The sequence below is a fragment of the Marinobacter salarius genome (genome assembly GCF_032922745.1).
Classification (GTDB): domain Bacteria; phylum Pseudomonadota; class Gammaproteobacteria; order Pseudomonadales; family Oleiphilaceae; genus Marinobacter.
This window is the reverse complement of sequence record NZ_CP136693.1, coordinates 3,038,978-3,051,115: the sequence shown is the minus strand read 5'-3', so window position 1 is coordinate 3,051,115 and position 12,138 is coordinate 3,038,978. Positions and strand designations below refer to the sequence as shown.

The 12,138-nt window shown below is 60.1% G+C and carries 11 protein-coding genes and 1 pseudogene; 6 read left to right on the top strand and 6 right to left on the bottom strand.

The features are described from left to right. Window positions 1–58 precede the first annotated feature (58 nt). Window positions 59–820, bottom strand: a complete 762-nt coding sequence (locus R1T46_RS14060) for a glucose 1-dehydrogenase (RefSeq protein ID WP_062363467.1) — start codon at window positions 818–820, stop codon at window positions 59–61. Window positions 821–928: 108 nt separating this feature from the next. On the opposite strand from R1T46_RS14060, the gene R1T46_RS14055 reads away from it, so the two are divergent. Continuing rightward, a complete protein-coding gene (locus R1T46_RS14055; protein ID WP_213479989.1) occupies window positions 929–2,290 on the top strand; it encodes a TetR/AcrR family transcriptional regulator in 1,362 nt (453 codons plus the stop codon). 32 nt (window positions 2,291–2,322) lie between these two features. Here the strand turns inward: R1T46_RS14055 and R1T46_RS14050 are convergent, their stop codons facing one another. From R1T46_RS14050 to R1T46_RS14035, 4 genes and pseudogenes are all read right to left on the bottom strand, one after another. Further along, the gene (locus tag R1T46_RS14050) at window positions 2,323–2,724 is read right to left on the bottom strand and encodes a PaaI family thioesterase (protein WP_228301471.1); all 402 of its coding nucleotides are present in this window, start codon (window positions 2,722–2,724) and stop codon (window positions 2,323–2,325) included. Further along, window positions 2,724–3,206 (bottom strand): PaaI family thioesterase, encoded by a 483-nt coding sequence (locus tag R1T46_RS14045; protein ID WP_100690204.1) that lies wholly within the window; start codon window positions 3,204–3,206, stop codon window positions 2,724–2,726. The genes R1T46_RS14050 and R1T46_RS14045 overlap by 1 nt, the downstream gene beginning before the upstream one ends. 243 nt (window positions 3,207–3,449) lie before the next feature. After that, the gene (locus R1T46_RS14040) at window positions 3,450–4,304 is read right to left on the bottom strand and encodes an SDR family NAD(P)-dependent oxidoreductase (RefSeq protein WP_100690205.1); all 855 of its coding nucleotides are present in this window, start codon (window positions 4,302–4,304) and stop codon (window positions 3,450–3,452) included. Window positions 4,305–4,314: 10 nt separating this feature from the next. Then, window positions 4,315–5,054, bottom strand: a pseudogene (locus R1T46_RS14035) (acyl-CoA dehydrogenase family protein). A gap of 454 nt (window positions 5,055–5,508) precedes the next feature. On the opposite strand from R1T46_RS14035, the gene R1T46_RS14030 reads away from it, so the two are divergent. From R1T46_RS14030 to R1T46_RS14010, 5 genes are read left to right on the top strand one after another with little or no spacing between them, the layout of a single operon-like run. Further along, entirely contained in the window at window positions 5,509–6,129 is a 621-nt protein-coding gene (locus tag R1T46_RS14030) for a TetR/AcrR family transcriptional regulator (protein WP_100690206.1), read from the top strand. Window positions 6,130–6,141: 12 nt separating this feature from the next. Next, window positions 6,142–7,740 (top strand): acyl-CoA carboxylase subunit beta, encoded by a 1,599-nt coding sequence (locus tag R1T46_RS14025; protein ID WP_100690207.1) that lies wholly within the window; start codon window positions 6,142–6,144, stop codon window positions 7,738–7,740. 10 nt (window positions 7,741–7,750) lie between these two features. Further along, a complete protein-coding gene (locus tag R1T46_RS14020) occupies window positions 7,751–8,545 on the top strand; it encodes a crotonase/enoyl-CoA hydratase family protein (RefSeq protein WP_213479992.1) in 795 nt (264 codons plus the stop codon). Further along, window positions 8,542–10,548, top strand: a complete 2,007-nt coding sequence (locus tag R1T46_RS14015; RefSeq protein ID WP_213479993.1) for an acetyl/propionyl/methylcrotonyl-CoA carboxylase subunit alpha — start codon at window positions 8,542–8,544, stop codon at window positions 10,546–10,548. Before R1T46_RS14020 ends, R1T46_RS14015 begins: the two co-directional genes overlap by 4 nt. Then, window positions 10,545–11,711: an acyl-CoA dehydrogenase family protein gene (locus tag R1T46_RS14010; RefSeq protein ID WP_100690210.1), complete on the top strand. Its 1,167-nt coding sequence runs from the start codon at window positions 10,545–10,547 to the stop codon at window positions 11,709–11,711. The genes R1T46_RS14015 and R1T46_RS14010 overlap by 4 nt, the downstream gene beginning before the upstream one ends. Window positions 11,712–11,772: 61 nt before the next feature. Here R1T46_RS14010 and R1T46_RS14005 read toward each other — a convergent pair whose 3' ends face one another. Beyond that, on the bottom strand, window positions 11,773–12,033 hold the full coding sequence (locus tag R1T46_RS14005; RefSeq protein ID WP_213480021.1) for a hypothetical protein: 261 nt from the start codon (window positions 12,031–12,033) through the stop codon (window positions 11,773–11,775). Window positions 12,034–12,138 lie beyond the last annotated feature (105 nt).

Below are 12,138 nucleotides of genomic sequence, written 5' to 3'. Positions count from 1 at the left end.
GGGTAACTCTGGACACAGCTTAGTGGCAGGGTCTTGTGACAGACACTGCCACCAGCGGTCAACCGTGCATCGACAAGCCACCTGAGACCGAAATCACCTGACCAGTGATGAAGCCGGCGTCGTCCGACGACAGGAAGCAGATGATTCCGGGGTAATCTGTCGGCTGCGCCAGGCGCTTCATCGGAATGGCCCGTTTGAGACCCTCGGCGATCTTTTCACCAGCGTCGCCCTGAGCAACCTGGGCGAACAGCGGCGTGTCGGTCGGCCCGGGCGCAACAGCGTTCAACTGAACGCCCTTGCGCGCTAGTTCCCGTGCTACCGTTTTGGTAAACGAGATGATGCCGCCTTTGCAGGCAGAATAAACCGCTTCGCCGGACGAACCGACGCGACCAGCGTCGGAGGCAATGTTAACCACGCGGCCGCCCCCGTTTTTGACCATGCCCGGAAGCACCGCATGATGCATGTTCAAGGGGCCATAAAGGTTGATGTCGATGACCTTTTCCCAGAGGCCGGAATCGGTATCGAGGAACGGCTTGATCTCATCCCATCCTGCGTTATTAACCAGTACGTCGATCGGGCCTCCGGCCTCGAATTCAGCCACCGCCTTGTCGACCTGGCCGCGATCGGTGATGTCCGCCTTGAATGCTTGTGCCTTGCCTCCCGAGCCCTGGATGATACGGGCCGTTTCCTGCGCGCCCTCTTCGTTCAGGTCAAAAACCGCAACCTCGGCGCCTTCTTCGCCGAAACGTTCGCAAACCGCGCGCCCTATGCCGCTGCCGCCGCCGGTTACGATCACGCGTTTTCCGCTCAGTCCTCGCATATGGAAATTCTCCTGTCCCGCTAACACCTTGAAAATGAAATTGATTTTAAGTGCCCAACAAGTTATTCTAACAACCTTTAGAATTTTTGCAAAGGACACCTTTGAAAAGTGGCAGCCAAGCGACTACAGCGACTGGTACGAAAGCCTGATGCAATCAGGAAAGCCGACGATGAGCTGAGCAAAGCAGAGAGAACGCGCGAGTGCGTTCTCTCTGCGGCCGGCCGCCTTTTCCGGCAAGAAGGCTTCTACGCGACAACGATGCGCGACATTGCGCAGGAATCCGGAGTAGAAGCGGGAAGCATCTATTACCATTTTCAGTCCAAGGATCAGATTCTGAACGAGGTGCTCGATCTTGGCGTGCGGCAACTTTACGAGAAGGTCCGTGAAATTACCCGTTCGGCAAGGAGAAATTCTGAGGATTTTCGCAAGACGTTTGCTTTGCTCATCGAAACACACCTGACCTATTTATTGACTGACAGCGACTTCACCTCCGCCAATATCCGGAACTATCCGATGCTGTCGGATAAAGCACGTGCCCCGCACCGTGAGTTGCGTGCAGCTTACGCGGAGGCCTGGAGCAGTTTTCTGGAAGGTGCGAGGCGTGCTGGCCGCCTGAGAAGTGACGTTTCCGTTTCTGCGATCCGCCAGTTCATATTGAGCGCAATGAACTGGACCGTTGAATGGTATGATGTCGGCCGGTATCCGGTGCATACCCTCGCGGAACGTATGAGCAAACTGTTACTTGACGGAATGTGCGTGCGCCACAGGGCTGACACGGAGGGGCAGAAGTCGAGCAGATCCTTTATGTTTGCCAGGGCTCCTGAACCGGTCGGCAAGGCGGCGCATACCCGCGCGAAAATCCTGAGGGCGGCAGCACGCACGCTCAGGGATAATGGTTACAAGGCGACCACGCTAAGGCAGATCATGGCAGAGGCGGATATGAAGGCGGGCAGCGTTTATTACCATTTCAAATCCAAAGAAGCGATCGTGGATGAGGTTCTGGATGCCGGATTGAGGGATTTGCTATCGGGTGTCGGCGCCGCGGTCGAAGAATATCGTGAGCCATATGACCATCATGCCAGGATCGCGACTGCAATCCGGACGCATCTGAATTTTCTCTTCAAGGCAAGCGAATTCACATCTGCGAACATCAGAAGCTACGGCATGCTGCCCAATCATCTCAAGGAGAGACACAGGAAAATTCGTCATTTGTACGGACGACTCTGGGACAGGATCCTCCGCGAAGCGCAGGAAGACGGTGCCATCAGGTCGGATATCAAAATTGTGCCCCTGCGTCAGGTGATGTTGGGCGCCTTGAATTGGACGGTGGAGTGGTTTGATCCGAACAAGGCGGAGAAACAAGGGTATCTTTCACTGCCCGATTTTTCTGACATGCTCATCAAGCTTCTTCTTGAAGGGATCTGCGACAGGGAGAGCGCCGCTTACGCCGAACAAATAGCAGTTGAATGATCGCAACCATTGCGATCAAACTAACATTGCGGTCAAACTAAAAGGAAGTGGTACAGCCCTTCCGCGATGGGTTTCTCCGGGGCCGTCTGCCAGCTGATCACACTGACGCTCGCGATGCGCTTTCCTTTGCGGGTAACATTTGCGCGGGCATACAGCGATCCCCTAACGGCAGGTCTGAGATAATCCACGGTAAGATTGATTGGTTTGGCCGGGACTTCCGCGAAATCGGGGTGGACCGCTATGGCGGCGGTGGCTTCCATGAAGCTTGCGATTATGCCGCCGTGGTAATGCTCCATGACCGGGTTTCCGATATGGCGTGATTCAAAGGTCATCTCCGCGGCGACATGGAGGCTGTCCAGGCTTTGGACTTCGAAGTTAAGAAATCGGAAGAACGGCACCCGGGATACGTTGGCATTGACGGTTTGCAAGTTCATCACGAGGCTTTTCCTCTTGTCATCGCTTCAAACAGGCTGGTGTCACCGCGCGTTAAGGCAAACGAGGCGGATCCACGGGCGATTTCCTCATTCTCGTGGCCATCGAACCAGATGCTGCCTGAATCAAAGGCAATATGGCGGGTTTGCCGAAAGCAATGCGCGCGGACGATAACATCCGCGCGCGAATGGGCTGGGCGCAGGTAATCAACTCTGAGGTCAAGAGTGGCCATGGTGCTGACGCCCTCAATGGCCACAAAGTTTGCAAGTCCGAAGACACTGTCCAGAAGGGCCGTCAGGATACCACCATGAAGCAGGGTCTGATCCCTGTCGACGCAAAAGTCCGGGTTGAACGGCATCCGGACCCGAACGCCTTCGATCGATACCTCTTCGATCTCGAGCCCCATATGAGTAATCAGACCCTTGCCGCGCGCATTCCACATCTGCGCGATTTGCTCCATCTTCTTCTGTGTGATGTCAGACATGGGATCTTTCCTTTAGCGTCTCGTAGTTGGGTTTTCGTTTTTCGACAAACGCGGCGACTTGAGCGCGATGACGGCGGCGCGTTCGCGGGCCCGTTCCATGAGCAAGTCATGGTCCGCGACCTCCAGCGCCATGTTAAACTCCGGCGCTTCAGCGGCATCGACTATGCAGCCCGAGAACGTCAGATCGCAGCCGCCCCCATTGACCGTGGCGATCCTGTCGGGGATATTCAGAAGGACGGGGGGTTACTCATTCTTTCCATCTCCTCGTTCGCGTTGATCGAACATTTCGGGGTTGATCATGTCACGGGCATCGTGACCCATGTGCAGGGTTTCCCCACCGTCTACATACACGTCTTCGCCGGTAATGAAATTCCCCAATCTGGACGCGAGGAAGATAATCGTGCCGCCGATGTCCTCGGCCGCGCCCATCCGGTTCAGGACCGAACGGTTCAGCTCTTTCCACCGTTCGGGTGGAATTGGATAGCGGCCAAGCGCATCTGTCTTGATTGTTCCCGGCGCGACGCAGTTCAGGCGGATCCCATACTCGCCCCATTCGGCAGCCAGCGTTTTCATCATGCCGGTCACGCCGGCGCGGGCGGCGACGGTGTGAGCAAATCCGGTGAGCGCAGTGCGCGCTGAAATGGCAGTGACGAACACGATCGATCCCCCGTTGTCATACATGAAATGATCCGCTGCCGCGCGAGTCACCTGCCAAGATCCGATCAAGTTGTTGCGGATCACGGCCTCGAAGCCCTTGTTGGTGATGTCGCGGGCGGCGGCGATATACTGGCCGCCTGCGTTGTTCACCAGAACGTCAAGCTGCCCGTAATGATCCTTGATGCGCCCCATCGCGGTTTCGATGCTATCCTCGTCACGGGTGTCGCCGGGCACGACCAAAGCCTCACCACCCGCCGCGCGAATCATTTCGGCGGTCTCCTTCAGCGGCTCTTCGCGGCGCGCAAACAGGGCCAGCCTAGCTCCGCAAGAGGCCATCTCCAGCGCCGTGGCCCGCCCCATCCCCGAGCCCGATCCGGTTACCAGAGCCACCTGGCCCGCCATGAGATCCGGTGCGTAACGCCGTGCTTTTTCTTCGCTCATGTCTTTCCCCTCAGTCTTTCAGAAGTTCGTTGGAGGTGATCGGCTTGCGCACTTCCTGGGTGCCCGCGCCGACCTCGAGAACGCGGCCGGTCCGGTAGAGCCGGTTCACTTCGGTATCGCGTATGTAGCCCAAGTCACCGTGGATCTGGATGGCCTTGTCCAGCACGAATGACGTCGCCCCGGCGGCCTTGAAGATCGCTGCCGCAGTGAGTTTGTGAATTTCGCCACGCCCACCTTCGCCCTGGTCCAGACCCTCGCACATGGCCGCCGCCTCCAGCGACAGGCTGCGCGCCGCCTGGCGTAGTCAACGGAAATATCCAGCGCCCATTGCGCGATGCCCATGGCATTGAAGCAGACGATGGCGCGCTCCAGATCCAGTTCCGACATTGTCACCGCAACGCCGCCATCGCGCGTGCCGACCATGTTTTTGGCCGGCACGCGGCAATCCTCGAACACCAGTTCACCGGTAGGCGAGCCGCGAAACCCCATTTTGTTGAGCTTCTGCGCCACCTTGAAACCGGACGTGTCGGTTTTCACGATGAGGGCGGCAATGCCCTTGGCGCCCTTTTCAGGCGAGGTCTTGGCATAGACTAGCACCAGATCGGCAATCGGTCCGTTGGTGATATCGCTCTTGGTACCGTTCAGGATGTAGTCGTCGCCATCCCTTTTCGTCGTGGTCCGCATCGAGTCGAGCGTATCAGACCCCTCGCCGGGCTCGGTCAGGCCCAAGGCCCGAACCAGCTCCCCCATCTGCCGGAACAGATTTTCCGGGCACCATCCCTCTTCGTGCGGCTGAAGTGGGTGAAGCACCTCGCGCGACACCCGGTCCACATGATCGGCGACCTGGCGCTGCTCATTGGCCAGCGAATAGTTTGCACGGATGGCTTCCAGATCAGCCGTAGCAGGTCGGTTCTGTCTGGACATATTTTATTCTCCCGAAAGAATGTCATCTGCAGTGTTGACTAAAATCAAACACATGTTAGAAAATATATCAAGGCAAGTTTTTGCGACGTGACGTTTTAATCAAAAGGTTGGAAGATGCGGGGGAGTTTCGGAAATGGTAAGGAGATCAAGGTTGGGGTGAACCCCGATCTTCTGGGGCGCATGATACCGCGGGGCCGGGACAATTGACTTATGGTGGCCATTTACCTAACATACGTTAGTTAGGTGATGTACCAAAATGTACCAACCAAAAAGGGGTTCCATGGCCGATACCACAGTGAGCAAGGTCAGCGATACGCCGCGCACCTCCGTCGGGCGTGATGGCGTGCTCAATGTTGCGGCGCGGCTTTTCCGCGAACAAGGCTATGGGGCCGTGTCGCTCAGAAAAATCGCCGAGGCCGCAGGGATCAAGGCGAGCAGCATCTATTACCATTTCGGCTCCAAGGACGAGATCGTCGCGGCCGTTCTCGACGCCGGTATCGAGGCCGTTCACGAGAGCATGCGTCAGGCCATTGCCGTCTTGCCTACGGATACCGGCGCCGAGGCGGCCTTGAGGGCGGCGATCGGGGCGCATTTGCGCGCGCTCCTGGAGGTCAGCGATTATTCTTCGGCCAATGTGCGCATTTTCGGGCAGGTACCGCAATCCGTCCGCGATGCCAATCTACCCACGCGCCGTGCCTATGAGGCCGAGTGGGACGCCCTGTTGTCCCGGCTTCAGAAAAACGGGGCGCTGCAACGCGACGTGGATATCCGCCGCCTGCGTCTGATGCTGATCGGTGCATTGAACGCCACACTTGAATGGTTCGATCCGGACCGCGGCAGCGCAGAGGCGCTATCACGGACCTACGCCGATGTGTTCCTCAACGGAATACTTGAAAGATAGGATACCTGATACATGGCTCGTCTTGAAACAACGGTGCTGACCGCATCAAAAGTTTACGCGCGAAACTACGCGGCACAAAGCCAGCGCGTCGAGACATTACGCGCGCGGATTGCCAAGGCCACGTCGGGCGGGCGCCCCGACATGACCGAGCGTCACCGCAAGCGCGGCAAGCTCTTGGTCCGCGAACGGATCGACCTGCTGGTGGATCCGGGCACGGCGTTTCTGGAGCTGTCGTCGCTGGCGGCCTACGGGCAATATGGCGGCGAGGTGCCCGGCGCGGGGATTGTGACCGGCATAGGGATCGTCCACGGCCTGCCTTGTGTGGTGATCGCCAATGACGCCACGGTGAAGGGCGGCTCCTTCTATCACGAAACGGTGCAAAAACACATCCGTGCACAGGAAATCGCGGCGGACAACCGGCTGCCCTGCCTTTATCTGGTGGATTGCGGCGGCGCATATCTGCCCGAGCAGGACCGGGTGTTTCCCGATGCCCGCCATTTCGGCAATTCCTTTTATCGCCAGACCAACATGTCGGCCAGCGGGTTGCCGCAGATCTCGGCAGTGTTCGGCGGCTGCACGGCGGGTGGCGCCTATATCCCAGCTCTGTCGGATGAGGTCATCATGGTGCGCGGCAATGCGCGTATCCATCTGGGCGGCCCCTCGATCGTAAAAGTGGCGATCAACGAGGAGGTTGATGGCGAAACGCTGGGGGGCGCCGAGATGCACTCGCGCGTCTCGGGCGTGTCCGACCACCTGGCCGGGGACGAGTATCACGCGCTCGCGCTGATGCGCGACATTGTGGCCGAGTTGGGCCAGACGCGCCCGTTGCATCCCGACGCGGCCCCCGAACCGCCAGCGCGTGACCCCGAGGAACTGCTTGGGGTCATCAGTGCCGACCGAAAACAGCCCTATGACATGCGCGAGGTTCTGTTGCGTATGATCGACGGGGGGGGGTTCCGAGAATTCAAGCCCGCCTGGGGCGAGACGCTGGTTTGTGGCACCGCGCGCATACACGGCTATCGCGTGGGGATCCTGGCCAACAACGGCGCGTTGTTGTCAGAAAGTTCGCTGAAGGGCGCGCAGTTTGTTTCGATGTGCGATCAGCGCAATATCCCGCTTCTGTTCTTGCACAACATCTCCGGCTTCATGGTCGGGACAGAGGCCGAACGCGGCGGCATCGCCAAGAACAGCGCCAAGCTGGTCTATGCCATGTCCGTGGCCAAGGTGCCGCGCCTGTCGGTCCTGCTGGGCGGGTCTTATGGCGCGGGCAATTACGGTATGTGCGGTCGCGGCTTCGCGCCGAATTTCCTCTTTGCCTGGCCCACGGCGGAACTTGCCACCATGTCCGCCGACATCGCAACCAACGTGATGCTGGAACTGCGTCGCCAGAAGGGCGGTGGTCCTGAAAAGATGAATGCCGACATGGCGGAAATCGAGGCACAGGTGCGCGCGCAATACGCCGAGCAGTCCGACCCTTACTATGCCACCTCGCGGCTGTGGGATGACGGGCTGATAGAACCGGGCCAGACCCGCGATATACTGGGTCTGTGCCTGGCCATTGTCTCTTCGGTGCCTGAAGCAGGGCGCTACACGCCAGTATTCAGAATGTGAGGCCGATGACATGACAACAATTTATGAAACCATCCAGCTCGAGACCGACGTGCGTGGCGTCGCCACCATAACCCTGAACCGGCCGGAGAAACACAATGCTCTGAACGGCAGGCTGATCGCCGAACTTTACGACGCGGCTGGGCGGCTGGCTTCCGACGACAGCGTGCGCATCGTGGTCCTGACCGGTGCCGGCAAGAGCTTCTGCGCCGGGGGGGATTTCAACTGGTTCGCCTCGAATATCGAAAAGACCCGTGCGGAGCGGGTCGAACAAAGCGCAACGCTTGCGCAGCTTTTGCGCCGTCTCGATACGCTTCCCAAGCCACTGGTCGGGCGGATCAACGGGCCGGCCTATGGTGGCGGGGTCGGCATGATTTCGGTCTGCGACTATACCATCGGCGCAGAAGGGGCGCGGTTCGGTCTGACCGAGGTCACGCTGGGGCTGTTGCCCGCGAATATCTCGCCCTATGTGGTCGCTCGCATTGGCAAGGTACATTCGCGTGAAACCATGTTGTCAGGGGCGTTGTTCGATAGTGCACGGGCCGAACGGATTGGCCTTTTGACCGAAGTCGCCGTCCCCGAAGCGTTGGATGCCGCCGTTGAACGGGTAGTGCTCGATCACCTTCAGGCCGCGCCCGGTGCGGTGGCGGATACCAAGGCGTTGATCGCCTATGTCGCGGACCACGATCTTGAAACCGATATGATCTACACCGCTGACCGTTTGGCCGATGCCTGGGAAACCGAGGAAGGCGTTGAAGGCATCAATAGTTTCCTCAACAAGAGCGTGCCTTCGTGGAGGGTGAAATGAGTTTCATCCGCGTCCTGATTGCCAACCGGGGCGAAATCGCCCGGCGCATCCAGCGCGGGTGCCGCAAGTTGGGCCTGGAATCGGTGGCCGTTTTTTCAGAAGCCGACCGCGATGCGCCCTTTGTGGTCGAGGCGGATCACGCCGTCTCCATCGGCCCCGCCACCCCATCTGCCAGCTATCTGAACGTCGCGGCAATCCTTGAGGCCGCACGCGCCACCGGTGCGGATGCCGTGCATCCCGGTTATGGCTTTCTGTCCGAAAACGCCGATTTTGCGGCGGCGGTCGAAGCGGCGGGGTTGGTATTCATCGGCCCTGAAGCCCGCGCCATTGCCCGCATGGGATCGAAGATCGAGGCCAAAGCCGCTGCCGAAGCCGCAGGGGTGCCGGTGCTGCCCGGTTATCGCGGCGTCGATCAGTCTGATACGCGCCTGCTGCAAGAAGCCAAGGCGCTTGGCACGCCGTTTCTGGTCAAGGCCAGCGCCGGCGGCGGCGGGCGCGGAATGCGCCTTGTCACCGACATGGCCGACGCGCCCGAGGCGATCGCCTCCACCCGGGCCGAAGCGCAGGGTGCATTCGGCGATCCGGCGGTGTTCCTGGAACGGTTTGCCGCGCGAGCCCGCCATGTCGAAGTGCAGATACTCGGTGATACCCACGGGACCGTGGTGCATCTGGGCGACCGAGACTGTTCGCTTCAGCGCAACCACCAGAAGCTGATCGAAGAGGCCCCGGCCCCGGACCTGCCCGACGATCTGCGCGATGACATGCGCACCGCGGCCGTGCGGCTTGCGCAGGCGATCGGATACCGCTCTGCCGGAACGGTGGAATATCTCTATGATCCTGAGCGCGCCGAATATTACTTCCTCGAAATGAACACCCGCCTCCAGGTCGAGCATCCCGTGACCGAGGCAGTCACCGGAATCGACCTCGTCGAATGGCAATTGCGCATCGCGCGGGGCGAGGCGGTGGGCTTTGGGCAATCCGATCTGCGCTTCGACGGACACGCTATCGAAGTTCGCATTGCCGCCGAGGACCCTGCCCGGAATTTCCAGCCCGAAACCGGCACGATCACGCTTTGGGTGCCGCCCTCGGGTGTGCGGCTCGATACCGGGGTCGGCGAAGGCTCGGTTGTGAGCCACCATTACGATTCCATGCTGGCGAAGCTGGTCGTCCATGCCCCGGACCGGGCACAGGCGATCCGCGAAACCGTGGCCGCGATTGATCGCTTCGCCGCGGGCGGGGTGGGGCTGAACCTCGCGTTTCAGCGCGCCTTGCTGACACATCCGGATTTTGCCGCGCTCCGGCATCATACTGCGGGACTGGCCGAGCTGTTTCCGGGCGGATGGAGGCCGCCCGAACCCGATGCGCAAAGCCGCGCGCTGGCGGCGCTGGCTTTGCATCTGCATTTGACCCCCCAAGATGGCAACACCCCGTGGCAAACGCTTGGCGCGTGGCGTCTGATTGCGCCTGCGGGCCGGCCGGGGGCGGCATATTATTGGGCTTCGGGCGATGACGAGCCGATCCGGGTGGAAAGCAACGGATATGGACAATCGATAATATTGCCCGATGGTGCTGGTCTCGCCACCGAAGCGGCCAAGCTGGGAGAAGGGCGTCTGACCGCGCGCATCGACGGCATTCCCCGCGAGTACATTGCCCATCTGTGCCGCGCGAAAAATCATTGGCAGGTGCACCTTTCCACACTCGACGGCTTGGCCGGTTTTGCCCTTGAAACGCTGGAGGACAGATATTTTCAAGCCGCCTCGGGAAAAACCGGCGGGGCTGACACGCTCGTTGCGCCGATGCCCGGAGCGGTAGACGAACTGCGCGTTGCCGTCGGAGACCGCGTGGCGGCTGGTGACACGCTGGTGGTGCTTGAGGCGATGAAACTTCTGCAAAGCCTGACCGCCCCAGTTTCGGGCATCGTTGCCGATATCTATTGCGCACCGGGTGATACGGTCGCCGGGCAGGCGCCACTTATAAAACTTGATCAGGAGGAAGCCCGATGACCAGGCAAGACCCCATCAGCGCGGCAGCAGGCCCGTTCAACGAAGACCTTGAGATGATCCGGGCGCAGTTGCGCCGGTTCATCGAAACGGAAGTGACGGCCAACGGCGAGCCCTGGGAAGAGGATGGCATGGTGCCGCGCGACGTGCTGCGCCGGATGGGTGATCTTGGCGTGCTGGGAATGCGCTATGATCCACAATTTGGCGGCGCAGGACTGGATGTGATGTCCAGCGTCATGTTGGCCGAAGAGGTCGGCCGCTCCACTTTCGGCGGCTTTTCGGCCACGGTTCTGGTGCATACCGATATGGCCTCGCCGCATCTTGAAAATGCCGGCACGCCCGAGCAGAAGGCGCGCTGGATGCCGTCGATCACTTCGGGCGAAAAGATCGCCGCCGTGGCCGTAACCGAAGCGGGTGCCGGTTCTGATGTTGCGGGAATGCGCAGCCGTGCCGTGCAGGACGGCTCGGACTGGGTGCTCAACGGCACCAAGATGTTCATCACCAACGGCGTGCATGGCGACCTCTACTTCGTTGGTGCTAAGACCGACCCCGACGCCAAGGGCTCGCGCGGGATCACCATGTTTGCGGTCGAAAAGGGCACGCCGGGGTTCTCGGTTGGCCGGGCGCTGAACAAGACCGGCTGGCTGTGCTCGGACACTGCCGAGCTGATCTTCGAGGATGTGCGCATCCCGACTGAGAACGTGCTGGGCGAGGTGAACAAAGGCTTCTACTCGGTTATGAAGAACTTCCAGAACGAGCGGATCGTGCTGGGCGCGGTGGCCTGCGCCGAGGCGCAGACCGCGCTCGACATGACGGTGGACTACGTCAAGCAGCGCAAGGCCTTCGGCGGCGTGCTGTGGGACAAGCAGGCGGTGCGCCAGCGGCTGGCGGATTGTCAGACGCGGATCGAGGCGGGGCGGCAGCTTACCTATCACGCCGCGGCACTGGATGCCGCGGGCCGCGATTGCGTGAAGGAGGTCTCGATGGTCAAGGCCTATTGTGGTGAACTGGTGAACAGTGTGCTCTACGACTGTGTTCAGTTCCATGGCGGCATGGGCTACATGCGCGAAACACCCGTGGAACGCATGTCGCGCGATGCCCGCGTTCAGGCCATCGGCGGCGGTGCCAGCGAGGTCATGCTCGAAGAGGTCGCTAAACGTATGTGAGCCATACCCCTAAAATCAACGATCTGCCAAACAGAGGATTAATGATTGGCAACTATTCAGGTCACGCAGCCTGATTCAGGTCGTTCTGTTGCATGAAATCCGGCAATTCACCAGCAAATAGCTGCTCCAATGTGTATGCCAACCGGTCCTGCTTGACCGCGGTCGAGAGGAAGCTGCGCATCCGGCAAAAGATCTCGGCGCCCTCCCAGGAGCGAAAACAACCTGAGATCTTCTGCTGCACTTTGGTCATCCGCAGGTCGCGCTCCCCCCCCCCCCTGATTGTTGGTGAAGGGGCGGCGGGATCTTCAATAAAACGCAGCACGTCGTCCTCATGCGTTCGGGGGACATTCCTGCAGGTTGCGCGCTTTCGTGCGTATAGTGCGCCCTCGCGTCCCGGGCAGTGGCTTCATTGGTGGCGGGCACTCGC

What these genes read in the sequence shown, in the direction of transcription:
- R1T46_RS14015 (WP_213479993.1), top strand. Translation starts at nt 8,542, where the DNA reads ATGAGTTTCATCCGCGTCCTGATTGCCAACCGGGGCGAAATCGCCCGG.
- R1T46_RS14045 (WP_100690204.1), bottom strand. Translation starts at nt 3,206, where the DNA reads ATGTCTGACATCACACAGAAGAAGATGGAGCAAATCGCGCAGATGTGG.
- R1T46_RS14060 (WP_062363467.1), bottom strand. Translation starts at nt 820, where the DNA reads ATGCGAGGACTGAGCGGAAAACGCGTGATCGTAACCGGCGGCGGCAGC.
- R1T46_RS14020 (WP_213479992.1), top strand. Translation starts at nt 7,751, where the DNA reads ATGACAACAATTTATGAAACCATCCAGCTCGAGACCGACGTGCGTGGC.
- R1T46_RS14010 (WP_100690210.1), top strand. Translation starts at nt 10,545, where the DNA reads ATGACCAGGCAAGACCCCATCAGCGCGGCAGCAGGCCCGTTCAACGAA.
- R1T46_RS14050 (WP_228301471.1), bottom strand. Translation starts at nt 2,724, where the DNA reads ATGAACTTGCAAACCGTCAATGCCAACGTATCCCGGGTGCCGTTCTTC.
- R1T46_RS14040 (WP_100690205.1), bottom strand. Translation starts at nt 4,304, where the DNA reads ATGAGCGAAGAAAAAGCACGGCGTTACGCACCGGATCTCATGGCGGGC.
- R1T46_RS14030 (WP_100690206.1), top strand. Translation starts at nt 5,509, where the DNA reads ATGGCCGATACCACAGTGAGCAAGGTCAGCGATACGCCGCGCACCTCC.
- R1T46_RS14025 (WP_100690207.1), top strand. Translation starts at nt 6,142, where the DNA reads ATGGCTCGTCTTGAAACAACGGTGCTGACCGCATCAAAAGTTTACGCG.